Source organism: Nitrobacter sp. 62-23 (assembly GCF_001897285.1).
Lineage (GTDB): Bacteria > Pseudomonadota > Alphaproteobacteria > Rhizobiales > Xanthobacteraceae > Nitrobacter.
This window is the reverse complement of record NZ_MKSM01000131.1, coordinates 35,182-60,322: the sequence shown is the minus strand read 5'-3', so window position 1 is coordinate 60,322 and position 25,141 is coordinate 35,182. Positions and strand designations below refer to the sequence as shown.

Here is a 25,141-nt window from a genome sequence, read left to right as displayed (position 1 = left end):
GGGGGCGGCGATCGACATAACCGCGGGTGATGGCTTTGACCCGCGGCCGGTATTGATTGTGACCGGTCTGGTTCAGGAGGCCCGCATCGCTGCGGGTCCTGGCATGACCGTCATTTGCAGCAGCAGCAATCCCCGGCAGTTGCGCACGCTTCTTGCGGGCTTTGATTCGTCCACGGTTCGGGGTGTCATAAGTTTCGGTGTCGCCGGCGGGCTCGATCCGTCCCTGGAGTCGGGAGATGTCGTGGTCGCCACGGACGTTGTGGATGGTGAGTCGCGCTGGCAGGCCGGCCTCGCGCTCAGTGAGGAACTGATTGATGGCTCTGGCCTCGGTGGTCAGAAAGTGGTCCGCGCCGGGCTTGCCGGCGTCGAGCAGGTCGTGGTGGGGCAGGCCGGCAAAGCGGCGCTTCATGCCGCGACCGGGGCGTCGGCCGTCGATATGGAAAGCCACATCGCTGCCGCCTATGCCACGGAAGCGGGGCTTCCTTTCGCCGCCTTGCGCGTGATCAGCGATCCGGCGACGCGCGCGCTACCGGCGATTGCCCGCAGCGCCATCAAGCCGAACGGCAACATCGACCTGAAGAAGGTGCTTGGCGGTCTTGCGCGAAATCCGCTGAGCCTGCGCGCGCTGGTGTCCACCGGAATCGACTTCAATCGCGCGCTGCGCTCGCTGCGAGGCTGCCGCGGCTTTCTGCTGGGCGGGGGTAGCCTCGTCCCGGCGGATATCTGATCGCGCCGCTAGAGCGTTTTCGGCCGAAGTAGGGGCCTGTTCGCGTGAGAAAACGTGTTGAATCAAAATCATAGAGCCAGCTTCTGATTCCATCAGAAGCGGCAAGGCTCTAGGCATGATCCCGAAAAGTGGAAACCATTTTCGGAAAAGATGATGCTCAAACAAAAAGATAAGCGAGGAGTCTAATTCAACGCAGTTGAAACAGACTCTATCGCGTTTTTAGCGAGGCACGTCCTCGGGCTTGACCCGCCTGTTTGCGCAAAGAAGCGCGTCAAATCAAAAACATAGAGCCAAGCCTTTAAATTCCATCAGAAGTGGAAAGGCTCTGATTCTGCATTTTTGTTTCTGAAAAAGATGATGGCGCCGGAGAGACGATCTCCAGCGCCATTGTCGTATCAGGCACCTGTGACGCGACACCTTTGACGCGTCGACCCCCGCAGGTCGTCGCGCTCAAGCTGCGGTGGAGGCCTTCTGCTCCTTGGCCGCTTGCTTGGCGGCGGTAGCCGCGGCCTCGTCCTTGCGGATCTCGGACAGCTTCTTCTGCACTTGTTCGGCAAAAATATACTGCGCCGGGCGCTGCTTGGAGAGGTCTATCTCGGGCGCCATCGGACCCGTGGTCCGGACGCCGCGCAGCGCCACCCACATCGTCTTGAGCGGATTGTTCAGCGCGGCGGTGGCCGCGGTCGGCTCATAACCGCAATGCGCCATGCAGTTGGCGCACTTTTCATACTTGCCGGTGCCGTAGGAGTCCCAATCGGTGGTCTCCATCAGCTCCTTGAATGTCTTGGTGTAGCCCTCGCCGAGCAGGTAGCAGGGCTTTTGCCAGCCGAAGATGTTGCGCGCGGGCATCCCCCACGGCGTGCAATGATATTCCTGATTGCCGGCCAGAAAGTCGAGGAACAGGCCGGAGTGCATGAAGTTCCACTTCTTGCCCTTGCCGAGCGCGAACACATCGCGGAACAGTTTCTTGGTCTTGGTCCGGTTCAGGAAGTGTTCCTGATCCGGCGCGCGCTCATAGGCATAGCCGGGCGAGATCGAAACGCCGACGCCGAGTTCCTCGCAGAAGTCGAGGAAGGCCGCGATGTCCTCGGCCGGATAGCCGTCGAACACCGTGCAGTTGACGTTGACGGTGAAGCCGCGCGCCTTTGCCGCCTTGATCGCGGAGACCGCGCGGTCGAACACGCCCGCCTGACACACCGACTTGTCGTGGTGTTCCTTCAGGCCATCGAGATGGACCGAAAAGAACAGGTAGGGCGAAGGCTCGAACAGATCGAGCTTCTTCTCCAAGAGCAGCGCGTTGGTGCAGAGCGAGACGAACTTCTTGCGCGCGACAAGTCCGCGCACGATCTCGCCGATCTCCTTGTGGATCAGCGGCTCGCCGCCGGGGATGGCGACCATCGGCGCCCCGCATTCCTCAGCCGCGTCCCAGCATTCCTGGGCGGTCATGCGGCGGTTGAGGATCGCATCGGGATAGTCGATCTTGCCGCATCCGGCGCAGGCGAGATTGCAGCGGAACAGCGGCTCGAGCATCAGCACGAGCGGATAGCGCTTGCGGCCCCTCAGCTTCTGCTTAATCAGATAACCGCCGATCTTCAGTTCCTTAAAAAATGGTATTGCCATCACAAGTGTTCTCTCTGGTGTTACCAGCTGAAATTTGAAGGGATCAGGCTGAGGTGAGTTCAGATGGAAGCCGGAATTCGATGTTTTCTTCGCGCCCCGGCAGCACCGAGACGGCCACCGGTGCTATGCGCCTCATGGCCTCGATGACGTCGTCGACAAGCACTTCCGGCGCCGATGCGCCCGCGGTGATGCCCACGGTTTTCGCGTCCTTCACCCACTCCGCGTTGAGTTCGCTTCCGTCGGAGATGAGATAACTTGCAACGCCGACTTCGGTGCCGATCTCGCGCAGCCGGTTCGAGTTCGAACTGTTGGTTGCTCCGACGACAAGGATGACATCCACCAGCTTGCTGAGATCTCTTACCGCAGATTGCCGGTTTTGTGTTGCATAGCAGATATCCCGTGTATCGGGACCCTGGATATCCGTAAAACGTCGCTGGAGCGCGAAAATGATGTCCCTGGTGTCGTCGACGCTGAGCGTCGTCTGCGTGATGTAGGCGACCGGCGTGTCGGCGGGCAAGGTCAGGGCCGCGACGTCGTCGACGTCCTGGACCAGAAAAACGGGACCGGGAACCTGCCCCATGGTTCCCTCGACCTCGGGATGGCCGGCGTGGCCGATCAGAATCAGGGTCCGTCCCTTGGACACGTAGCGCTTGCCCTGGTTGTGGACCTTGCTGACGAGCGGACAGGTCGCGTTGAGCACGGGCAGACCGCGCGTGGCGGCCTCTTCTTCCACGCTGCGCGCAACGCCGTGAGCACTGAATACGGTGACGGCTTTCGGCGGAACCTCGGACAGATCCTCGACGAAGATTGCGCCTTTGTTCTTGAGGCTCTCGACCACGTATTTGTTGTGTACGATCTCGTGGCGGACGTAGACGGGCGGCCCATACTTCTCCAGCGCGCGCTCCACGATGTCAATCGCGCGCACGACGCCTGCGCAGAACCCGCGCGGTTGTGCCAGAAGGATTTCAATTGGGCGAACGTCAGTCAATTTGCACCTTATGCATGATATCTAACTCCATATAGTCCGAACGTTTTCTTCTTAAAATCACATATGTCATCAAGAAAAGTCACAGGTGTTTAATCTCACGGGTGATCCGGGGAACTCGCCATGACTTGCGCAGCCTACAGAGGCAGGACGCCGCAAAGCTGCGGGAGTCAGCCGGCGCAACCGTGCCGAAATGCGCGCTTCAGGTATTATGATACAGGTCTTGGCCGGAACCCTCACCTGTTCGTCACTTTGTCATCCGCAAGGCGGCCTATAACAAGGCGCCCGGACATGAGGCATTCAAATCGTCTGGCAAACCATCCCCGATCAAAACTGTGGCCACTTTTCCGAGACAAGAGGGTACAAAACCACTAGATCAGGCAAAGAATCAGGCCGGGATTCCGTGCCTTTTACGTATAGCGGTAGCAGAAAGAAAGAATGTGCTGACAGGTATTGTTGTTTCAATCGTTAAAACTTGCACACGATTTGCTTGGGCTACTGCGTTGATTGCGATCGTGCTGGCGGCCGGAGCGGTTGTCTATACGGCGCGAAATTTTGAAATCAACACTGATATCAATAGGTTGATCTCACCAGATCTGGACTGGCGGAAGCGTGACATCGCTTTTGAGAAGGCGTTCGACCAGGAAAGGCTGATCCTTGCGGTCGTGGAGGCTCCGACTGCGGAGTTTGCCGGGGCCGCCGGCGCCATGCTGACGGCGAAGCTCGCCAGCGACCACAATCATTTCGAAGCCGTTCAGCAGCTCGGCGGCGGGCCGTTTTTTGAGCGAAACGGCCTGCTTTTTCTGCCGACCGACGAGGTCAGGCAGATCACCGGTCAATTCAGCGAGGCCGCGCCGCTTGTTGAGATCATGGCCGGCGACCCGAGCTTGCGCGGGCTGACGGGGGCGCTCGAAACGGCGCTTGTCGGCCTGAAGCGGGGTCAGTTCGCGCTGGACAGCACGGCGCGGCCGTTCTCCCTGATCTCCCAGAGCATTGAGGATGTCCTGACCAAGGGGAGTGGCTTTTTTTCCTGGCGGGAACTGGCCAGCGACAAGCCGCTGACCGATTCCGATAGGCGCGTGCTGATCCAGGTCAAGCCGTACCTCGATTTCAACGCGCTGGAACCCGGCAAGGACGCCACCGACGCGATCCGCCAGGCCGCCACTGATCTGGATATCGCCGGCAAGTTCGGCGCCCGCGTCCGCCTGACCGGGCCGGTTCCGATAGCCAACGAGGAATTCGCCACCGTGCAGGAGGGCGCGGTCGTCAACGGCATCGGCACGGTGCTGGTGGTGCTGGTGATTCTCTGGCTGGCGCTGCGCTCGCCAAAGATCATCTTCGCGGTGTTCGTGACGCTGTTCATCGGGCTCGCGATCACGACGGCGCTCGGCCTCATGATGGTGACATCGCTCAATCTTCTGTCGATCGCGTTCGCCGTTCTGTTTGTCGGGCTGGGCGTCGATTTCGGCATCCAGTACAGCGTCCGCTACCGCTCCGAACGCTTCAAGACCAACGATCTGCAAGCGGCGCTGCTGATAGCAGCGAAGCGTTCGGCGGTGCCGCTGTCGCTGGCGGCGATGGCGACCGCGGCGGGGTTCCTGTCGTTCCTGCCGACCGATTACAAGGGCGTTTCGGAACTCGGCAAGATCGCCGGCGTCGGCATGCTGGTCGCCTTTTTCGCAAGCATCACCGTGCTTCCGGCGTTGCTGCGTCTTCTGAATCCGCCTGGTGAAAAAGATCCGGTCGGCTACGCATTTCTGGCGCCGCTCGATCATTTCCTCGAAAAGCATCGCGTGGCGATCATCGTGGGTACGCTCGCAGTCGTGATTCTCGGATCACCCGCGCTCTACTTCCTGCGTTTCGATTTCAATCCGATTCACCTGAGGAGCGCAAAAGTCGAATCGATCGCAACGTACCTGGATTTGCGGAAAGATCCGGAGACCGGCGCGAACGCCATCAACGTGATGGTCAAGTCCGAGCAGGAAGCAAAGCAGGTCGAGGCCCGGCTCGCCAAGCTGCCGGAAGTCGCACGCACCAGGGGGCTCGACAGCTTTGTCCCCGCCGACCAGCCGGAGAAGCTCAAGCTGATCGCGCAGGGCGCCAAGGTTCTCGGTCCCGCGCTCAATCCGGATTCGCTCGACCCGCCGCCCTCCGATGAGGAGAATGTCAGCGCGCTGAAGGAGGCCGCCGACAGCCTGCGCAAGGCCGCCGGTGGCAATCAGGGGCCGGGCGCTGCGGCCGCGAAGCGACTGGCCGACGACCTCACCCGGTTGGCCGAGTCGAACGAGGCGACGCGCGAGAAGGTTCAGGCCATGTTCGTCGAACCGCTCAAGCTGATGTTCGAGCAGATTCGCGACTCATTGAAGGCTGAACCGATCAGCCTGAAATCCCTGCCGCCGGATTTCGTGAAGCTCTGGAAGAGCGACGGCGTCATGCGTGTCGAAGCGTTGCCGCGCGGCGATCCGGACAACAATGATACGCTGCGCAAGTTTGCCAGCGCCGTGCTCGCCGCCGAGCCGACCGCGATCGGCGGACCGGTATCGATTCTCAAATCCGGCGACACCATCGTAAAGGCATTTATCGAGGCGGGACTGTGGGCCCTGATCTCGATCAGCATTCTGCTCTGGCTGGCGTTGCGCCGAATCACCGACGTATTGCTGACGCTGGTGCCCTTGCTGGTCGCGGGGGCGGTGACGCTGGAGATCTGCGTCCTGATCGGGCTTCCGCTCAACTTCGCCAACATCGTCGCGCTGCCGTTGCTGCTCGGCGTCGGCGTGGCGTTCAAGATATACTACGTCACCGCCTGGCGTTCCGGCAGGACGAATCTGCTGCAATCGAGCCTGACACGGGCGATCTTCTTCAGCGCGCTGACCACCGCGACCGCGTTCGGCAGCCTGTGGCTGTCGAGCCATCCGGGTACGGCGAGCATGGGCAAGCTGCTGGCGCTGTCGCTCGTCACCACGCTCGCAGCAGTGCTGCTATTTCAGCCCGCCCTCATGGGCCGCCCCCGCAATGTCGGGAAGTAGACAGATATCGCCCACGGGATCATCCGGGGTCGCGGCGGTGGCTGTCTTCTGACCGGTGGTCTTTGCCTGTGCCTTCGGCGAGTTGGTCTTTGCCATGCCTGCTTTCGGTGCCGTGCCCGATTTTGCTGCGCCTTTGGCGGCAGCGTGGGCAGGGCTGGCGGCAGCGTGGGCGGGGCTGGCAGCAGCAGGATTGTTGGACGGACTGCTGGGAATCGGACCCGCTACGCGGGTCCATGTCTCGCCGCCGCACAGGATACCGAGCACGCAGCCTTCGATCTCGAGTTGATCCGGCGATGTCAGCTTGATCGAGGACTCATAGGTTTTGCCGTCCTTGGCATTATAGACCTGACCGTCCCACTCCTCCTTCTCGGGCTTCTTCTTTTTCATATCCAGAAGAATTGGCATTCCGAGCGTCGGGCGGCTCCTTTTCGAGGCGTCCGGATTGTTCTGATCGACGCCGCCGGGCTGTTTTTCCCAGGAGACGACTCCCCACATCGCGCCATTGCATTCGGCAACGCGAATATTGGCGACGCCGTCGGCAACGCGCCAGTCGCCGGTCGGATCGCTCGCTTTGGCCGACTCGAATCCCGCCGTCACCAGCGCCGCTGCGACGACAGAGGCAGTGGCGAGAATCCTGCAATAATTTAAAGTACGCATGGCATGTTCTGGACGCTGAAACATATCTTCAAGCCTGTGCTTAAGTGGGCCGGGGATGAGTCGAAAAGTCAAATTGTGGATTCATGCTTTTCAGTTGACGAAACCGCCATCAACCGAAGTATGTAGCGGATGCTATATCCAAATCTAGACGTTTCCGAGATGTTTGTGGAACGGCAGGCGCAACGCAGCGCGATGCATGTCCGCCATCTCAATGAACAGCTCGTCAGGGTTCTCAAGACCATCGGCTATGACGTCGGTTTCCAGAGCGGTCACGGTCAATATCTGGTGGATCGCGACGGCGCCCGCTACCTCGACTTACTCAGCGGATTTGGCGTTTTTGCGATTGGACGGAACCATCCCGTGCTGCGGGAGGCCCTGAAAAGCGTCCTCGACAGCGATTTGCCCAATCTCGTGCAGATGGACGTCTCGACGCTGGCCGGCGTTCTGGCCGAGCGGCTGCTTGCTCATGTTCCCTATCTGGACAAGGTCTTTTTTGCCAATTCGGGGGCGGAGAGCGTCGAGGCCGCGATCAAGTTCGCGCGCGTCGCCACGGGGCGGACCGGCATCGTTTACTGCGATCATGCCTATCACGGGCTGACCTACGGCGCGCTGTCCCTGACCGATGACAAGAATTTCCGCGGCGGATTCGAGCCGCTGTTGGCCGGCTGCACTGTCGTTCCCTTCAACGACCTCGCAGCGCTCGAGCAGGCGCTGTCGTCGCGGCAGATCGCAGCCTTCATCGTCGAACCGATTCAGGGCAAGGGCGTCAACATGCCCTCCGATGAATTCCTGCCGGGAGCAGCCGCGCTGTGTCGGAAATATGGCACGCTGTTGGTGGCGGATGAAGTTCAGACCGGCATCGGCCGCACCGGACGTTTTCTCGCCGTCGAGCACTGGAACGTCGAGCCCGACATGGTGCTGCTGGCCAAAGCCCTGTCCGGCGGCCATGTGCCGATCGGCGCGGTGCTGACCCGCAAGCATATCTTCGACAAGATTTTCAACCGCATGGATCGCGCCGTGGTGCACGGTTCGACCTTCGCCAAGAACGATCTCGCGATGGCGGCCGGCATCGCGACCCTTGAAGTGCTGAAGGCGGAGAAGCTGATCGAGAACGCGGCCAGGCGCGGCGAGGATTTGCGTCAGGCGCTGGACCGCATGGTGCCGGGTTACGAACTTCTCAAGGAGGTGCGTGGCAAGGGGTTGATGATCGGCATCGAGTTCGGGCCGCCGAAATCGCTGCGTCTGCGAGCGTCGTGGAATCTGCTGGAGACCGCCAACAAGGGGCTGTTCTGTCAGCTCATCACGGTGCCGCTGTTCAAGGATCACAAGATCCTCACCCAGGTCTCCGGTCACGGCAGCCATACGATCAAGCTGCTGCCACCGCTCATCATCAATGACGAAGACTGCAAGTGGATCGAGACCTCGTTCGACAGCGTCATCGCCGCAAGCCATCAGGTCCCCGGCGCGATCTGGTCGCTCGGCAAGACGCTGATGGACAACGCCGTCCGCAAGTCGGCCTGATGCTTAACCGGTCCCGTTCGCCTGCATCGCCTTCTCGAATTTGTCGCTGAATTCGGCAAGCTCGTCGGCGTTGAGGTCGCTCACCGCCCAGAAGTTCAGACCGTGGTCGCGCCAGCGGCGGATGTTGAAGCCCTGCACATCCTCGGTGCGCGCCGCGCTGTGTCCAGCATTCGGCGTCTGCGCGACGAACAGATTGATGACGTGCGCGCGCCGCTTGTAGACGACCGCGCCGATGGCTCGCCCATCGATATAGTCGAGCCGTCCACCGATCAGCGTGAAGCCAAGCGCCGTCAGGTCGATCACCGGCGGCGATACGTCGAGCCGCCCGTTGAACCACGGTTTGACGGTGTGCTGGTCGGTCGAGAGCACGTCGGTCAGATGTCCCGCCTGCAGCGATCGCAGATGCGCCGAGACGATCTCGGAGGCGATACGCTGTTCGTCGTGGTTGCGCAGCACGATCGCGACGATCCCGGTCGCCGCTATCGCGGAGACGGCGGAGCCCATGGCGAAACCCGCAAGCAGCGAGCGGCGGCTGGTGCCGCGCGCCTGCGGGATTGCCGCCTCGATCCGCTGGCGCAGGTGCGCAGGCGCAGTGAAGCGCATCTCCGCCGCCGCAATAGCAGCATGCATCTCGCGATAAGTCTTGAGCGCGGCTGTGCAGCGCGCGCAGGTGGCGATATGGTTTTCGACCTCGCGTGCGTGACCGGCGTCGAGTTCGTCGTCGATCAGCGCGTGCAGAAGGATGTCAGCTTCATTGCAGGTCATCTGGATGGCTCCTCTTCCGCGAGCCATGCCGACCGCAGCATGGCGCGCGCCCGCGCGAGCCGTGACATGACGGTGCCGACCGGCGCATCGACAATCTCGGCGATCTCGCGATAGGACAGATTCTGGATTTCGCGCAGGACGAACGTCTCGTGGAACGGTTCTGGCAGTGCTGCGATCATCCGCCGGATTGAGTTCGCGTCGCGTTTTTGCAGCGCCTGCGTTTCCGGCGTGTCCTGGGTCTCCTGCCACAGCGGCGCGGTGGTCTCGGCGCATTCGGGCAGGTCATCGATGGCCGTTGCGGCCGACCTGGCGCGGCGGGCGAATTCCGCATGGCAGACGTTGCGCAGGATCGCGAGCAGCCACGGCTTCATCGCCGGACCGTGGTAAGTGTCGAAATGCTTCAACGCGCGCAGATAGCATTCCTGCACGGCGTCCTCGGCGTCGGCGGGATCACGCAGGAGATAGTGCGCGACAGTATAGACGTCGTCGAGATAGGGCAGGGCCGCGTCGCGAAAGCGCTGCGCTTTTGTCTGATCGTCTCCGGGTGAGCCAAACAGCATCGTGGTGTTCGCAGCCGGGTGGGCTCCGGCAGCGGGACGCTGCCTGAGCCCCAAGGTGATGCCTCGCTTTTGGCCGTTACTCAACCTTGATCAGTCCCACCATGTGCGGGTGCAACGAGCAAAAATATTTGTAGTCGCCGGCGCTGGTGAAGGTGAACGAGTATTTGTCGTCGGTATCCAGCGCCTTGGAGCGGAATTGACCGGCCGAAACGACCGTATGCGGAATGTCGTCACGGTTGGTCCATGTCACGGTCGTGCCGACTTTCACCGTCAGTTGCGCCGGTTCGAAAGTGAAGTTGTCGATCGTCACCGACGCCTCTTCGCAATGGGCAGCGGACATTTGCATTGCAAGCGCGGCGGCCGCTGCCAACCGGACGGCGCTTGTGCGCAAGTTCAGGGACATCATGATCTGCGATCCTCAGCCTTGCAGCGGCGTATCGATGATGGCGAGGCGCTCCTTGCCGGGTTTGAAGATGATGCTGGCGGTGCCGAGCAGGCTGCGCAGCTTGTCGTCGGCGACCTTCATCGGCCCGGGCGAAGGCGCGGTGCCCGGCGCGGGCTGCAGGAAGGCGGTCGAGCGCGCGGTATGGAAGGTGACGTTGCCTTCGACCTTCTGCATCACCTGATGGATGTGGCCGTTCAACACGGTCACCGAGCCGAAGCTCTTGAGCAGATCGAGCGCCCGCGCGCCGTCGTCGGTGCCCCAGCCCCAGGTCGGATAGACGCTCCAGAGCGGAATATGCGCGAACACCACGATCGGCTGCGAATTCGAGCGGCCTGTCAGGTCGTCCGCGAGCCACGCCAGTTGCTCCGCGCCGAGGTTGCCGAGGCCGCCGGCCTTGAGATCGACGACGTTGACGAGGCCGATGAAGTGCACGCCGTTGGCGTCGAATGAATACCAGCCCGCGCCCTTGGTGCCGCGGCCATACCGCTCGCGGTACAGTTTAATGTCCTCGTCGATGAAGTCGTGTTCGCCCGGCACGTAGTGCACGTCGAGCCGCGACTGCGAGATGATGCGCTCGGCGTCGTCGAATTCGGACGCTTTCGACAGGTGGGTGATATCGCCGGTGTGGATCATGAAGGACGGCTTCGCCGGCAGCGTCTTGATCTTGCCGATCGCCTCTTCGAGCGTTGCGAGCGCGTGCGGGTTGGCGGCCTTATCGAAGCCGACATGGCTGTCGCTGATCTGCAGGAAGGTGAGGGCGGATGCCGATGCTTCGGCGGCTTGCGCCGATCCGACGATGCCGAGGGACCGCGGCACGCCGCCGGCAAGGGTCCAGAGCACGCCCGTGCCGGCCCATGTCATGCATTCAAGCACCTTGCGGCGGCTGACGCCGTCGCCGACGTGATTGTGGTTGTGGCTCATCGGAGGTCTCCCACGCCCGTCATTGGGCATGCAGACCTGATCGGAGAATATGCAGATTTATTCCCGCGCCTGCATCGGGCGCGATGACGAAACGGTTACCGGCGACTTGGAAAGCCCATGGCAGGCGGCGTCGATCGCCGCAAAATCAGCGTATTGGGTCGCCCATCGCGTCATGTTAATAAGGTAACAGATAGAATTCACTCCCGGCCGACCGGAACCCCGCTATGCCCATCGTCAACCGCGTTGCCGATCTGCAATCCGATATCGCCGACTGGCGTCGGGATATCCACGAGCATCCGGAACTGCTGTACGACGTGCGCCGCACCGCGGCGTTGGTAGCGGACCGCTTGCGGGAGTTCGGCTGCGACGAGGTTGCCACCGGGCTCGGCCGGACCGGCGTCGTCGGCGTCATCAAGGGCAGGAAGCCTGCCGCCGATGGCGCGGTCGGGGTGATCGGCCTGCGCGCCGACATGGATGCGCTGCCGATTCACGAGGAAACCAACCTGCCTTACGCCTCGAAGACACCCGGCAAGATGCATGCCTGCGGCCATGACGGCCACACCGCGATGCTGCTCGGCGCCGCGCGCTACCTCGCGGAGACGCGGAATTTCGCCGGCGAGGCCGTCGTGATCTTCCAGCCGGCCGAGGAGGGCGGCGCCGGTGCTGCTGCGATGATCAAGGACGGTTTGATGGACCGTTTCAGGATCGATCAGGTCTACGGCATGCATAACCTTCCGGGCGTCCCGCTCGGTTCCTTCGCCATCCGGCCGGGTCCGATCATGGCGGCGACCGACGCCGTCGATTTCCGGATCGAGGGGCACGGCGGCCACGCCGCCCGACCACATCTCTGCATCGATCCGGTGCTGGCCGGATCGCAGCTTGTCGTCGCCTTGCAATCGATCGTGTCGCGTAACGTCGATCCGCTGGAATCCGCCGTGATCTCGGTATGCGAGTTCCATGGCGGCAACACCCGCAACGTCATCCCGCAGACCGTCGAACTCGGCGGGACCGTCCGAACCCTGAAGGCCGACGTGCGCGACCAGATGGAGAAGCGGATACGCGAGGTTGCCGCCGGCGTGGCGCTGACGACCGGAACGAGGATCGAGGTCAGGTTCGGGCGCGGCTATCCGGTCACGGTCAATCACGTCCGGCAGACCGAAACCGCGATGAGGATCGCCAGCGAAATCGCCGGCGAGGGCAACGTGCATGACACGCCGCCGATGATGGGCGCGGAGGATTTCGCCTACATGCTGGAAGCCCGGCCCGGCGCTTTCATCTTCGTCGGCAATGGCGACAGCGCGGGCCTGCATCATCCAGCCTACAACTTCAACGACGACGCCATCGTCTACGGCACCTCGTACTGGATCAGGCTGGTCGAGAACATGCTTGCCGCCTGAGCGGCCACGCTCTTGCAGGGTCCTAGTGGAGTGAATTTGACATTCGCTACCCACTTTGCAGCAAACCCGTCAGGCGAATGTCAAATTCAAAACTCCACTAGAAACCTGATAGTTGCTAGTGGTCCTTTGATTCTAACATTTGCAAGAACTTCCTGCCGCAACGGGATGCAAATGTTAGAATTGGACCACTAGGAACATAGCCCCTCACGTCGCGTTAGGAAGCGGGAATTCCCCCTCCCCAACCGCGCGAGGCTACAATGATGAAAGAGAAGGACCTTCACGACCTGTTCCTTGATCAGCTCAAGGACATCTACTTCGCCGAAAAGCAGATCCTGAAAGCGCTGCCCAAGATGGCGAAGGCGGCAACATCCGACAAACTGCGAGCGGCTTTCGAAAAACACCATGACGAGACCGAAGGCCAGGTCGAGCGCCTGGAACGAATTTTCGAACTGATCGAAAAGCCGGCCAAGGGCAAGACCTGCGATGCCATCCTCGGGCTTCTTGAGGAAGGCAAGGAAGTCATGGAGGAATACAAGGGCACCGAGGCGCTGGACGCGGGGCTGCTCGCGGCGGCGCAGGCGGTGGAACATTACGAGATGGCGCGCTACGGAACCATGAAGGCGTGGGCGGTTCGGCTTGGCATGAAGGATGCCGTCAAGCTGATCGATGAAACGCTTCAGCAGGAACGCAAGACCGACAAGGATCTGACGACGCTGGCCGAAGCCGGTGTCAACTCCGAGGCGTTGGCGGCTTGATCTCTTTGCAGAGGCCAACATCGGTGGCCGTTGCCGCCGATGTTGGCCTTTCATTTTATGCACGTTTTATGCCGCCTTGTCGCGAGTCAGTTGCGTTGCGGCGATTTTCAGGTCATCGACAAAACGTTCGTATTCGCGCGTTTTGGCATCGGCGTCCGGCAACCGCAGGAGATAGGACGGGTGGACTGTCACCAGCGCCTTGTGCCCGTCGTTCGTCTCGATCAGCCGGCCGCGGTTCTTGTTGATCGGCGTGATTCTGCCGAAAACGCTTTGCGCCGCGGTCGCGCCCATCGCCACTACGAGCGTAGGTTTGACGGTGGCGAGTTCGCGTTCATACCACTGGCGGCAGGCTCTGATCTCAGCCGTGTTGGGTTTCTGGTGCAGCCGGACCTTGCCGCGCGGCACGAACTTGAAATGCTTCACCGCGTTCGTCACGTAGACCTTTCCGCGATCGATGCCGGCTTCTTTCAGCGCGCGGTCGAGCATCTGGCCGGCGGGTCCGACGAAGGGTTTCCCCGCGAGGTCTTCCTTGTCGCCGGGCTGCTCGCCTACCAGCATGATCGGCGCGTGCGCCGGTCCTTCGCCGAACACGGTCTGCGTTGCATTCTTCCAGAGAAGACAGGCGCGGCATCCGGCGGCTTCTTCGCGCAGACGCGGAAGGGAGAGAGGCGAGGCGGTCATGGGCGTCTCCGCTGGCGGGTTTGCCACTGAAACCTCTGAGGCAATGCCCGGCGCTGACCGGCGTTCCTTTGATGCCTTTGGATTCGTGAGCAAAAATCGTGCGCGAAAAGCTGGTTGACTCCCGGTTGCCTGATGAGCTTATTATAAGAACATATCATGAACAATTCGCTCCGCCGGGAGTTCATTGTCACGGACGGATAGTGATCATGGCTGGAAACGGGAGCAGCGCAGGGACGCTTGCGCGTCTGCGCGACCGCATCGCGCGCATCGAGGCCGGTCGCGGCGGCGGAATGCCGGGCCGGGCCGCGCTCGGTCATGAAGAGGCGGATGCCGTGCTGCAGGGCGGGCTGGCGCGCGGAGCCGTGCACGAGGTGTTCGCGGAAGGGCGTCACAGCGCGACGGCGAGCGGCTTCATTGCGGGTCTTGCGCAGCGGATATGCGCAAACCGGCCGCTGCTCTGGGTGCGGCAGGATTTTTCCGCGCGCGAATCCGGTGCGCTGTCGATGCGCGGATGGCGCGAACTCGGTCTCGATCCGTGCCTGTTGGTGACGGTCCATGCATCAGATGTGGAGAGCGCGTTGCGGACGGCGGCCGATGCGCTGGCCTGCGATGCGTTCGGCGCCGTGGTCATGGAGATATGGGGCGAGACGCGTCTGCTCGATCTTGTCGCCAGCCGCAGGCTGACGCTGGCGGCGGGGGGCTCCGGCGTCACCGGGCTGCTGCTGCGGGTGGCGGCGACGCCATTGCCTTCGACAGCGGAGACGCGATGGATCGTGCGCCCGGCGCGCTCACCATCATGCGCAGCGTGGCAAGCGTGGGGCTCGCCCGTGCTCGAGACGCGGCTTGTCCGCAACCGTCATGGCCGGACCGGCCAATGGATCATGGAGTGGAAGTGTGATGAGTGCCTCTTCCGTGACGTCCCGTTCCATGGTGCGCAGACGTATTCTCAGCCTGTGGCTGCCGCGTCTGCCGACCGACCGGATCGTGCGCGAGTTGTTGCGTTACGGCGGACTGGTTGAAGCCTGTCGTGCTTCGCAATCAAGCCCGACCATGATGGAGAAGAGGTTTCCTCGCATCGTCGTCGCCAAACAGAACAATGCGCTGGTCATCTCCGCGCTGGATGATGCAGCCGCGCGGATTGGTCTCGCGGTCGGGTTGCCGCTGGCCAATGCCCGTGCGATCTGTCCTGAGATCGACGTGTTCGATGCCGATGAGATAGCCGACGGCAAAACCCTGAGCGGCATCGCCGACTGGTGCGATCGCTTCACGCCGCTGGTGGCGCTCGATCCGCCGCATGGTCTGCTCCTGGACATCACCGGCTGCGCGCATCTGTTCGGCGGCGAGGCGGCGCTGATGAATGCGCTGTGCGGCGCGCTGACGCGGCAGGGCTTTGTCGTCAGCGCGGCGATCGCCGGCACGCCGGCCTGCGCACGGGCGCTGACGCGCCATGCCCATGGCCGGATCGTCGCGCCCGGCGAGGAGGCCCGAGCGATCGCGGCGCTGCCGGTCTTCACGCTCGGTGCGGATGACGCGATCACGCGCGGGCTGCGCCGCGTCGGGCTGAAAACCATCGGCGATGTCGCCGCGCGCGGCCGCCACGAGATCGCGGCGCGGTTCGGATCGGCGTTCACGACGCTACTGGAGCAGGCGCTGGGGCAAAGCGATGCGCCGATCAACCCGCGCAAGCCGCTGCCGGATTTTATCGTCGAGAAACGCTTCGCCGAGCCGATCGCCACCGACGGCGCGATCGCGATGACGCTGGCGAGCCTTGCGCGCACGCTCATCGCCGCGATGGAAAAACAGGGCAAGGGAGCGCGGCGGCTGGAAGCAGTTTTTTTCCGCACCGACGGTGCGGTGCGCGTCATTGCCGTCGAGACCGGACGTCCGGTCACGCGCGGCGAGACCATCGATCGTCTGTTCCGCGAGCGGCTCGATGCGCTGGCCGATCCGCTCGATCCCGGCTTCGGCTTCGACCTGGTGCGGCTGTCCGCCGTCCGGACCGATCTCGTGATACAGGAGCAGCGCGACCTCGACACGCATGTCAGGGACAATGACGAGGTGGCGGCGCTGGTCGATCGTCTTGCCGCCCGCATCGGCAGCCATCGCGTCGTCGTGCACCTGCCGCAGGACACCCACATTCCGGAACGCGCGTCGGTCCCGATGCCGGCGCAACAGCATCTTGCGGCGGCCATGCGTGCCGAATGGTTGGAGCGTATCGAGGGTGAGCCGCCGCTGCGGCCGCTGCGCTTGTTTGCGCCGCCGGAGCCGATCGAGGTGACGGCGATGTTTCCGGATGGACCGCCGGCGCAGTTCAAATGGCGTCATCGCCAGTGTCTCATTGCACACGTCGAAGGACCCGAACGCATCGCCATGGAATGGTGGAATCGCTGCGAGCAGCCCTTGTCGCCCGAACCCGACGATGAATTCATGCGCCTGCATCCGCCACAAGGCGAGGTGGCAGTCGCGCGCGCCGATGGCAGCGCGCTGACGCGTGATTATTTTCGTGCCGAGGATAGGGAAGGCGTACGTTATTGGCTTTATCGCGAAGGAACTTACGAACGTGAAGTCCAGACGTTCCGTTGGTTCCTGCACGGGCTGTTCGCATGAAGCATCCGCGCGATAGTCCGGCCTTTGCCGAAGTCGGCATCATGACCAATTTCTCGTTCCTGCATGGCGGTTCGCATCCGCAGGACTATGTGCATCAGGCGAGCGAATTGCGCCTTCCGATGATTGGCATTGCCGACCGCAATACGCTGGCGGGCGTGGTGCGTGCTTATACCGAGCTGCAAAATCCCAAAGTTTACCACAAGCCAAAACTGCTCGTCGGTTCGCGTCTCGTGTTCATCGATGGGACGCCGGACATTCTTGTCTATCCCAGCGATCGCGATGCTTATGGCCGACTCTGTCAGTTGCTCAGCAAAGGCAAGCTGGCGGCGGAGAAGGGCGAATGTCACCTGAAACTGGATGACCTTCTGGAGTTTGCCGAAGGCCAGTGTCTCGTGCTGGCCTTGCCGCATCGCTTCGAGGCAGTGGCCGCGCTTAAAGCGCTGGAGCGATTGCGGCAGAGCAGCGCGGATGGCGTCTGGCTCGCGGCAAGCCTGCTCTATCGCGGCGACGACCGTCGCCGTCTGCTGCGATTGCACCGGATCGCGACCACCGCGCGCGTGCCGCTGCTCGCAACCAACGAGGTGCTGTATCATCATCCCGCGCGGCGTCCCTTGCAGGATGTACTGACCTGCATCCGCGAAAAGACTGTCATCGATGCCATCGGGTGCAAGCTGGAAGTCAACGCCGAGCGGCATCTGAAGCCGGTACATGAGATGGCGCTGCTGTTTCGCGATATTCCGGAGGCGATCGCCGAAACCGTGGCGTTCGCATCGCGCATCGAATTTTCGCTCGACCAGCTCAAATACCAGTATCCCGACGAGCCGGTGCCGCCGGGCAAGACGGCGCAGCGTCATCTGGAGGATCTGACGTGGGCAGGTGTCGAAAAATATTTTCCGAAAGGTGCGGATGAAGATCTGAAAACGGTTCTCCGCAAGGAATTGGACCTGATCGCTGAACTCAACTACGCCCATTACTTTCTCACCGTGCATGATATCGTGCACTGGGCGCGCGCGCAGAACATCCTGTGTCAGGGGCGCGGCTCGGCGGCGAATTCGGCGGTCTGTTACGTTCTCGGCATCACCTCCGTCGATCCCACCAAGGTCGATCTGCTGTTCGAGCGCTTCATTTCCAAGGAACGGCTGGAGCCGCCCGATATCGACGTCGATTTCGAGCATTCGCGCCGCGAGGAGGTCATGCAGTATGTCTATCGCCGCTATGGCCGTCACCGCGCCGCGATCATCGCCACCGTCATCCACTATCGGCCACGCAGCGCCATCCGCGACGTGGGCAAGGCGCTGGGCCTGACCGAGGATGTGACCGCGGCGCTTGCGGATACGGTCTGGGGAAGCTGGGGCGATGATGTCAGCGACATGCAGGTCAGGCAGGCCGGGTTCGATCCGCACAACCCGATGGTGCGCCGTGCCGTCGAACTCGCTACCGAGTTGATCGGCTTTCCGCGTCATCTGTCGCAGCATGTCGGCGGCTACGTGCTGACGCAGGACCGGCTCGACACTTACGTGCCGATCGGGAATGCGGCGATGGACGAGCGCACCTTCATCGAGTGGGACAAGGACGATGTCGACGCATTACGGATGATGAAGGTCGATGTGCTCGCTCTCGGCATGCTGACCTGCATCCGCAAGTGCTTTGACCTGATCGCGGATCACAAGGGCGAGCGATGGGAATTGGCGACGATCCCGCAGGATGAGAAGCCGGTCTACGACATGCTGTGCCGTGGCGAATCCATCGGCGTATTCCAGGTCGAGAGCCGGGCGCAGATGAACATGTTGCCGCGCTTGAGGCCGCGCACGTTCTACGATCTCGTCATCGAGGTCGCCATCGTCCGTCCCGGCCCGATCCAGGGCGACATGGTGCATCCCTACCTGAAGCGGCGCGCCATGGATCCCGAGGCAATCGACTATCCCTATCCGAAAGGCGGCGACAAGGATGAATTGCGGAATGTTCTGAAGCGCACGCTGGGCGTGCCGTTATTTCAGGAACAGGCGATGCGCATCGCCATCGTCGCTGCGAAGTTCACCTCCGAAGAAGCCAACGGCCTGCGCCGCGCCATGGCGACGTTCCGCAACGTAGGCACCATCGGCTCCTTTCAGGAGAAGATGGTCAACAGCATGATCGCGCGCGGCTACGATCCCGTGTTCGCGAAAAACTGTTTCGAGCAGATCAAGGGATTCGGCTCTTATGGCTTTCCGGAAAGCCATGCGGCGAGCTTTGCACAGCTCGTCTACGTCTCGTCGTGGCTGAAGCATTTTCATCCCGACGCGTTTTGCTGCTCCTTGCTGAATTCGCAGCCGATGGGTTTTTATGCGCCGGCGCAGATCGTGGGCGATGCCCGCAAGAACGGCGTCGAGGTGCGGCCCATCGATGTTTCGTTCAGCCATTCGCAGAACATTTTGGAGGAGTGCGGGAGCGCGTATCACGCGGTGCGGCTCGGCTTCCGCCAGATCGACGGGTTCAAGTGGGTCGATAAGGATGCAACCAGATCAACGCTCCCGTCATGCCCGGTCTTGGGCCGGGCATCCACGTCTTTAAAACATGACGGATGCCGAGACGTGGATGGCCGGGACATAGGCGAGCGCAGCGACGCCGTTCTTCGAACGGTTATGCCCGGCTATGACGAGATCACTTGCTCCGACTGGGGCGAGCGGATCGTCGCCGCGCGTCAGCGCCGTCCTTTCACTTCGATTGAGGACTTCGCCCGCGATACGAAGCTGCCGAAGCGCGCACTGATCCTGCTGGCCGATGCCGACGCCTTTCGCTCGCTCGGGCTCGACCGCCGCGCGGCGCTGTGGGCGGTGCGCCGCCTTCCGGACGATGTGCCGCTGCCATTGTTCGAGAGCGCCGCCGCGCGCGAACTGCCGGACGAACATGCTGCGCCGCTGCCCGAGATGCCGCTGTCTGAGCAGGTGGTTGCCGATTATCAGACCGTGCGGCTGTCGCTGAAGGGGCACCCGATGGAGTTTCTGCGCGCGATGTTCACTCGCGAGCGCGTGGTGAGTTGCGTGGAGGTCTCGCATGCCAACGATAAGCGCCGCGTCAAATGCGCGGGTGTCGTGTTGGTGCGGCAGCGGCCGGGCAGTTCCAAGGGCGTCGTGTTCATGACGCTGGAGGACGAGACCGGCATCGCCAATATCGTGGTGTGGCCAAAAATCATGGAGCGTTATCGCAAGGAGGTGATGGGCGCGCGGCTGATCGAAGTGGAGGGCACTATCCAGAGCAGCCCGGAGCAGGTCGTGCATCTGGTCGCGGATCAACTGACCGACCGCTCCACGGAGTTGATGCATCTGGCGAATGACGCGCTTGTCTCACGACATCCGCTGCCGTCGCCGGCTGCGCTGGCCGAGCCGCTCAACGATGATCGTCGTGATCATCCCGACAACCCGGCGCAACGCATCCGCCATCCGCGTAATGTGCGCATCCTGCCGCGCTCGCGGGATTTTCATTGAGAGTCTCCCCACGTCATTCCGGACGCCGCATTAGCGGCGATCACAGATGCGCAATTGCGCATCGGGGAATCCGGTAATCCGAGAATTATTGACTACTGGATTCCGGGTTCGCGTCTTCGACGTGCCCCGGAACGACGGCGAGAACGATCGACGATTTCGTAAATCGTCTTTCCTCCCTTCACTCCGCCGACGCGCCGACCGGCGGCCCGCCGGGCGGGCGATGCAGGAAGGTGATGGTCGCGAACGCCCCGAGCCAGGAGCCGACCGCGGCGAAGACCACATAGATCCAGTTCTCGGTATAGCTGATCACGGCGAAGGACGAGAGCAGGTACCAGACGCTGCTCCAGGTCGCCGCCGGCACCCGCCGCCGCGCCACGACGGCAGCGGTGAACATCACATAGACGGCGTCGGTCGCCGCGGTGGCCAGCACGACACCCGCAGCGGTCAAAGGATCAATGGCGGACATTCGAACTCCTTGCGTTCAGCACGTCAATCATGGGCGGCGGCGGATGCCGTTTGCATGCGCCGCTCCCGCCCCCGGGCGGGGTGATGGCTTCCCGACGCCGGGCTGTTGTGGTCGCAGCATCCGCAAATATTAATGCGCCGGTATGCTTTTTGCGCGAAATCAGGCCTTCGGTCTTCGGCGATAGCCGAGGTCCCCGAGAATCTGGCCTGGACCCGCTATTTTCCATGATCTCCGCCTCGCGCGGACAAGGCGAGGCCGCCGACGATACCTGTTTCGAATTTCCCGCAGGTAGCATAAACCCGCGTTCGACCACTCACAGGGGACGACAATGAGCGATGCAGAGCACGGCAAATCCATCGGCGCGGCGGATCTGCGGGCGGCCGCGGACCGTCTCGCCGGCCGGGTGATCCGCACGCCCCTGGTTCATTCGCGCACGCTGTCCGATATCAGCGGCGCCGAGGTCTGGTTAAAACTGGAAAACCAGCAGTTCGTCGCTTCCTTCAAGGAGCGCGGCGCCGCCAACAAGCTGCTCACGCTGTCGCCTGAGGAGGCGAAGCGCGGCGTCATCGCCATGTCCGCCGGCAACCACGCCCAGGGCGTCGCCTATCACGCCCACAACCTCGGCATCGCCGCCACGATCGTGATGCCGAAATCGACGCCGTTCGTGAAGGTGTCGCGGACGAGGAAGCTCGGGGCGCGGGTTCGGCTCGAGGGCGAGATTCTGGCGGAATCCGCCGCCTTTGCCCGGCAACTGGCCGCGGACGAAAATCTCGTCTTTGTCCATCCTTACAACGATCCGGCCGTGATCGCGGGGCAGGGCACGGTGGCGATCGAGATGCTGGAGGATCAGCCGACGCTCGACTGCATCCTGACGCCGGTGGGTGGCGGAGGACTGGTCGCGGGCTGCGCGATCGCGGCGGCGAACCATGCGTCGGCCGTCGAGGTGATCGGCGTCGAGGTGGAGTCCTACGCCGCCGTGGCGCAGCATCTCGCCGGACGCCCGGTCTCGGTCGGCGGCGCGACCATCGCCGAAGGCATCGCGGTGCGCGATGTCGGCGCGCTGCCGCTGGCGATCCTGCGCGAATATGGCATCGAGGTGATGACGGTGGCGGAGCGCCTGATCGAAAAGGCCGTTATCCAGATGCTGGAGATCGAGAAGACCGTGACGGAAGGCGCGGGCGCGGCGGCGCTCGCGGCGCTGATGAGCAATCCTGCCCGGTTTGTGGGGCGGAAAGTCGGGTTGATCATTTCCGGCGGCAACATCGACACGCGCACGCTCGCCAATGTCCTGATGCGCGGGCTGGTGCGCGATGGCCGGCTGATCGACCTCGTGGTGGAGATATCCGACAAGCCGGGCGCGCTGGCCGAACTCGCCTGCATCATCGCAGAACTCCGCGGCAACATCGTCGAGGTGCAGCATCAGCGCCTGTTCAGCGCGCTGTCCGCCAACATGACCGAGGTCGAACTGGTGATCGAGGCGCAGGACACCGCGCACGGCAGCGCCATCGTTGCCGGCCTGGAAGCAAAAGGCGTGAGAGCGCGTCGCCGCGACCGGCTGGTGCTGTCACGGGATTTGAACGAATGACGATGGTATTGCTGCGGCTAGGGCCGTAGCTTGCAAGGCGGGAAAGCGCGCCGATCGACATGCGGACCATTTGCTGATGCCCAAAATTTTCACCGATCCTGCCGCCATCGTCGAAGATATCATTCGTGACATCGGTCCACGTCTGGTGGTGGGATTGCCGCTCGCGCTCGGCAAGGCCAACCACATCATCAATGCGCTCTACCAGCGCGCCGCAGCCGATCGCAGTCTCGACCTGACTTTCTTCTCGGCGCTGACGCTGGAGAAACCGCGGCCGTCGAATGAATTGGAAAAGCGATTCATCGCCCCGGTGATCGAGCGCCTGTTCGGCGGCTGGCCCGACCTCGATTACGCCGCCGCCTTGCACAAAGGCGAACTGCCGCCGAACATCGAGGTCACCGAATTCTTCTTCCTGGCGGGCAAGTGGCTGCGCAACGCCTATGCCCAGCAGCACTACATCGCCGCCAATTACACCCACGCCGCATCCTACATCCTCGACCGTGGTCTCAACGTCATCACCCAGCTGGTGGCCAAACGCGTCGTAAACGGCGAGACGCGCTACAGTCTGAGCTGCAACACCGACACCACGCTCGATCTCCTGCGCGCCCGCGCCGCGGGCCGGGCGTCGTTCAAGCTGGTGGGGCAGGTCAATTCGCAACTGCCGTTCATGCCCGGCGCCGGCGATCTGCCGGCCAGCGAATTCAGCGCCATCCTGGACAGCTCCGAGACCGATTTTCCGCTGTTCGCGCCGCCGTCCGAGCCTGTGTCGGATACCAAATACGCCATCGGCCTGCACGCGGCGGGGCTGATCAAGGACGGCGGCACGTTGCAGATCGGCATCGGCCAGGTCGGCGATGCGCTGGCGCAAAGCCTGATTATTCGCCACCGTGATAATGCGCGTTTTCGCGACATCGCGGCGCGGCTTGCGCCGAACAGCGCGATGAAAGAAACCGCGCCGTTCGCAACCGGGCTTTATGGCGTCAGCGAAATGGTGTTCGAGGCGTTCCTCGGGCTGATCGAGGCCGGCGTGCTCAGGCGCGAGGTCGATGGCGCGGTTCTGCACGGCGCGTTCTTTCTGGGCCCGCAATCGTTCTACCGCGCCTTGCGCGAGATGACGCCCGCGCAGCGCGCGCGCATCCAGATGACGGCGGTGTCCTTCACCAATGAACTTTACGGCGACGAGGCCGCCAGGCGCCGTGCTCGCGTCGATGCGCGCTTCGTCAACAACGCCATGATGACGACGCTGATGGGCGCCGCGATCTCCGACGGTCTCGACAACGGCCAGGTGGTGAGCGGCGTCGGCGGGCAGTACAATTTCGTCGCGCAGGCCTTCGCGCTCGAGGGCGCGCGCTCGATCCTCACGCTGGAATCGACGCGGCGCGAGAAGCACGGCGTGGTGTCCAACATCCGCTGGTCCTATGGTCATGGCACTATCCCGCGCCACCTGCGCGATATCGTCGTCACCGAATACGGCGTGGCGGATCTGCGTGGCAAGTCGGATGCCGAGGTGATCGCGGCGATGCTCAACGTCGCGGACTCGCGTTTCCAGGACCAGTTGATGCGGCAGGCGATCGACGCCGGAAAGCTGCCGCGCGATCACCGGATTCCGGCAGTGCATTGCGACAATACGCCAGCGCGTATCGCCGCCGCGCTGAAGCCCGCGCAGGCGGCTGGCCTGTTGCCGCCGTTTCCGTTCGGCAGCGATTTCACCGAAGTCGAGCAGCGGCTGATCCCCGCGCTCGAATCCTTGCGCGATGCATCGCGCTCGCCATTGGCTCTCGCCGGTTTGCTGATGGAGGGATTGCGCCCCGGCGATGCGTCGATGCAGCCCGCGCTGGCGCGCATGGGGCTCGATCATCCGAACAGGTTTTCGGACAGGCTTTATCGTGCGCTGCTCAACGGCGCGCTGAAGCGCAGCCGCGGGACATAAGCCGTCGTTAGAGCGTTTTCAAGCGAAGTGGCTACCGGTTCGCGTAAAGAAAACGCGTCAAATCAAAACATAGAGTTTCGCTTCTGATTCCATCAGAAGCGGAAAGGCTCTGGGGCGGTATTCAAAAGAATATCGCGAAGATAGATTGATACGCCGGTCAAGCCGCGTATCACGCCGTCTGCCCGGAGCGGATACGCCGACGCGGGTTTTCCGGTTATCGGTTCTTGTTCGACGGCTTGCGCTTTTCGACGAACGCCGCCATGCCTTCGGCGCGATCCTCCAGCGCGAAGGTTGAACGGAACAGGTCGCGTTCGACGTTCAGTCCTTCGGACAGCGTCGTCTCGAAAGCGCGATTGACAGCGCTCTTGGCCATCGCCGCGGCGGGACGGGACATCGAGGCGATCTTCTCGGCTGCTGCGATTGCCTCGCCCATCAGTGTGTCGACGGGCACAATACGGCTCACAAGACCCGATCGCTCGGCTTCCGCCGCGTCCATCATCCGCCCGGTGAGACAGAGGTCCATCGCCTTGGCCTTGCCGACGGCGCGGGCCAGACGCTGCGTGCCGCCGATGCCGGGTATGGTGCCGAGCGTGATTTCGGGCTGGCCGAATTTCGCGGTGTCAGAGGCGATGATGATGTCGCACATCATGGCGAGTTCGCAGCCGCCGCCGAGCGCATAGCCGCTCACCGCTGCGATGGTCGGCTTGCGGCATCTGGCGACGCGGTCGCCGCCGATCGCCTGGAAGTCCTCGCTGAACATGTCGATGAAGTTTTTCGGCTGCATTTCCTTGATGTCGGCGCCGGCTGCGAAAGCCTTTTCATTGCCGGTGATCAGGATGCAGCCGATGCCGTCGTCGGCCTCGAGATCGTCCATGGCGTCGGCGATTTCGCGAAACACCGCGAATGACAGCGCATTGAGCATTTTCGGCCGGTTCAGCCTGATGATGCCGACCGCGTCCTTTCTCTCGACGACGATGTGCTCGAACGTGCTCATGGCCATCCCGCTTCTCCCGCTGCATGCCGCGACGGATG

General features: G+C 62.6%; 19 protein-coding genes and 1 pseudogene. 10 read left to right on the top strand and 10 right to left on the bottom strand.

Annotation, left to right across the window (positions count from 1 at the left end; genetic code table 11):
* The first annotated feature begins 16 nt into the window (after window positions 1–16).
* Window positions 17–727 (top strand): phosphorylase, encoded by a 711-nt coding sequence (locus BGO16_RS15975; RefSeq protein WP_292620009.1) that lies wholly within the window; start codon window positions 17–19, stop codon window positions 725–727.
* Window positions 728–1,177: 450 nt separating this feature from the next.
* On the opposite strand, the gene hpnH is transcribed toward BGO16_RS15975, so the two are convergent.
* Window positions 1,178–2,347 carry an adenosyl-hopene transferase HpnH gene (hpnH, locus tag BGO16_RS15970; protein ID WP_292619986.1) on the bottom strand — a complete coding sequence of 390 codons (1,170 nt, stop codon included), beginning with the start codon at window positions 2,345–2,347 and terminating at the stop codon, window positions 1,178–1,180.
* Between the two features lie 43 nt (window positions 2,348–2,390).
* Entirely contained in the window at window positions 2,391–3,317 is a 927-nt protein-coding gene (gene ispH / locus BGO16_RS15965) for a 4-hydroxy-3-methylbut-2-enyl diphosphate reductase (RefSeq protein ID WP_292620008.1), read from the bottom strand.
* Window positions 3,318–3,772: 455 nt separating this feature from the next.
* On the opposite strand from ispH, the gene BGO16_RS15960 reads away from it, so the two are divergent.
* Window positions 3,773–6,358 carry an MMPL family transporter gene (locus tag BGO16_RS15960; protein WP_292619985.1) on the top strand — a complete coding sequence of 862 codons (2,586 nt, stop codon included), beginning with the start codon at window positions 3,773–3,775 and terminating at the stop codon, window positions 6,356–6,358.
* On the opposite strand, the gene BGO16_RS15955 is transcribed toward BGO16_RS15960, so the two are convergent.
* On the bottom strand, window positions 6,311–7,015 hold the full coding sequence (locus BGO16_RS15955) for a DUF2147 domain-containing protein (RefSeq protein ID WP_292619984.1): 705 nt from the start codon (window positions 7,013–7,015) through the stop codon (window positions 6,311–6,313). The two genes, BGO16_RS15960 and BGO16_RS15955, sit on opposite strands and share 48 nt — an antisense overlap.
* 129 nt (window positions 7,016–7,144) lie before the next feature.
* Here BGO16_RS15955 and hpnO point away from each other — a divergent pair, with 129 nt between their 5' ends.
* On the top strand, window positions 7,145–8,536 hold the full coding sequence (gene hpnO, locus BGO16_RS15950; protein ID WP_292619983.1) for an aminobacteriohopanetriol synthase HpnO: 1,392 nt from the start codon (window positions 7,145–7,147) through the stop codon (window positions 8,534–8,536).
* Window positions 8,537–8,539: 3 nt separating this feature from the next.
* Here the strand turns inward: hpnO and BGO16_RS15945 are convergent, their stop codons facing one another.
* The 4 genes from BGO16_RS15945 to BGO16_RS15930 all read right to left on the bottom strand — a co-directional run bounded on the left by BGO16_RS15945 (window position 8,540) and on the right by BGO16_RS15930 (window position 11,227).
* Complete coding sequence (locus BGO16_RS15945; protein WP_292619981.1) at window positions 8,540–9,301, bottom strand: anti-sigma factor; 762 nt, start codon at window positions 9,299–9,301, stop codon at window positions 8,540–8,542.
* Entirely contained in the window at window positions 9,298–9,861 is a 564-nt protein-coding gene (locus BGO16_RS15940; RefSeq protein WP_292620007.1) for a sigma-70 family RNA polymerase sigma factor, read from the bottom strand. Before BGO16_RS15940 ends, BGO16_RS15945 begins: the two co-directional genes overlap by 4 nt.
* A gap of 76 nt (window positions 9,862–9,937) precedes the next feature.
* Window positions 9,938–10,267, bottom strand: a complete 330-nt coding sequence (locus BGO16_RS15935; RefSeq protein ID WP_292619979.1) for a cupredoxin family copper-binding protein — start codon at window positions 10,265–10,267, stop codon at window positions 9,938–9,940.
* Window positions 10,268–10,279: 12 nt separating this feature from the next.
* Complete coding sequence (locus BGO16_RS15930; RefSeq protein WP_292619977.1) at window positions 10,280–11,227, bottom strand: metallophosphoesterase; 948 nt, start codon at window positions 11,225–11,227, stop codon at window positions 10,280–10,282.
* 224 nt (window positions 11,228–11,451) lie between these two features.
* Between BGO16_RS15930 and BGO16_RS15925 the strand changes: the two genes are divergently transcribed.
* Together BGO16_RS15925 and BGO16_RS15920 are read left to right on the top strand one after the other, a co-directional pair.
* On the top strand, window positions 11,452–12,624 hold the full coding sequence (locus BGO16_RS15925; RefSeq protein WP_292619974.1) for a M20 aminoacylase family protein: 1,173 nt from the start codon (window positions 11,452–11,454) through the stop codon (window positions 12,622–12,624).
* 257 nt (window positions 12,625–12,881) lie between these two features.
* Window positions 12,882–13,379: a DUF892 family protein gene (locus BGO16_RS15920; RefSeq protein ID WP_292619972.1), complete on the top strand. Its 498-nt coding sequence runs from the start codon at window positions 12,882–12,884 to the stop codon at window positions 13,377–13,379.
* A 66-nt stretch (window positions 13,380–13,445) separates the two neighbouring features.
* Here the strand turns inward: BGO16_RS15920 and BGO16_RS15915 are convergent.
* A pseudogene (locus BGO16_RS15915) lies at window positions 13,446–14,069 on the bottom strand (UdgX family uracil-DNA binding protein); the annotation flags it as partial.
* A 197-nt stretch (window positions 14,070–14,266) separates the two neighbouring features.
* Between BGO16_RS15915 and BGO16_RS15910 the strand changes: the two are divergent.
* Genes BGO16_RS15910 through BGO16_RS15900 form a run of 3 tightly spaced genes read left to right on the top strand, consistent with a single transcriptional unit; the run spans window position 14,267 to window position 20,131 of the window.
* Window positions 14,267–15,079 (top strand): DNA repair protein, encoded by an 813-nt coding sequence (locus BGO16_RS15910; protein WP_292619970.1) that lies wholly within the window; start codon window positions 14,267–14,269, stop codon window positions 15,077–15,079.
* Window positions 14,988–16,667: a DNA polymerase Y family protein gene (locus BGO16_RS15905; protein ID WP_292620006.1), complete on the top strand. Its 1,680-nt coding sequence runs from the start codon at window positions 14,988–14,990 to the stop codon at window positions 16,665–16,667. Before BGO16_RS15910 ends, BGO16_RS15905 begins: the two co-directional genes overlap by 92 nt.
* A complete protein-coding gene (locus tag BGO16_RS15900) occupies window positions 16,664–20,131 on the top strand; it encodes an error-prone DNA polymerase (RefSeq protein ID WP_292619968.1) in 3,468 nt (1,155 codons plus the stop codon). Before BGO16_RS15905 ends, BGO16_RS15900 begins: the two co-directional genes overlap by 4 nt.
* Window positions 20,132–20,309: 178 nt before the next feature.
* On the opposite strand, the gene BGO16_RS15895 is transcribed toward BGO16_RS15900, so the two are convergent.
* Complete coding sequence (locus BGO16_RS15895; protein ID WP_292619966.1) at window positions 20,310–20,597, bottom strand: hypothetical protein; 288 nt, start codon at window positions 20,595–20,597, stop codon at window positions 20,310–20,312.
* Window positions 20,598–20,925: 328 nt separating this feature from the next.
* Here BGO16_RS15895 and BGO16_RS15890 point away from each other — a divergent pair, with 328 nt between their 5' ends.
* Together BGO16_RS15890 and BGO16_RS15885 are read left to right on the top strand one after the other, a co-directional pair.
* Entirely contained in the window at window positions 20,926–22,182 is a 1,257-nt protein-coding gene (locus tag BGO16_RS15890; RefSeq protein WP_292619964.1) for a threonine ammonia-lyase, read from the top strand.
* Window positions 22,183–22,258: 76 nt separating this feature from the next.
* Window positions 22,259–24,109, top strand: a complete 1,851-nt coding sequence (locus BGO16_RS15885) for an acetyl-CoA hydrolase/transferase C-terminal domain-containing protein (protein WP_292619962.1) — start codon at window positions 22,259–22,261, stop codon at window positions 24,107–24,109.
* A 214-nt stretch (window positions 24,110–24,323) separates the two neighbouring features.
* Here the strand turns inward: BGO16_RS15885 and BGO16_RS15880 are convergent, their stop codons facing one another.
* Window positions 24,324–25,103, bottom strand: a complete 780-nt coding sequence (locus BGO16_RS15880; protein WP_292620004.1) for an enoyl-CoA hydratase — start codon at window positions 25,101–25,103, stop codon at window positions 24,324–24,326.
* Window positions 25,104–25,141: the final 38 nt, after the last annotated feature.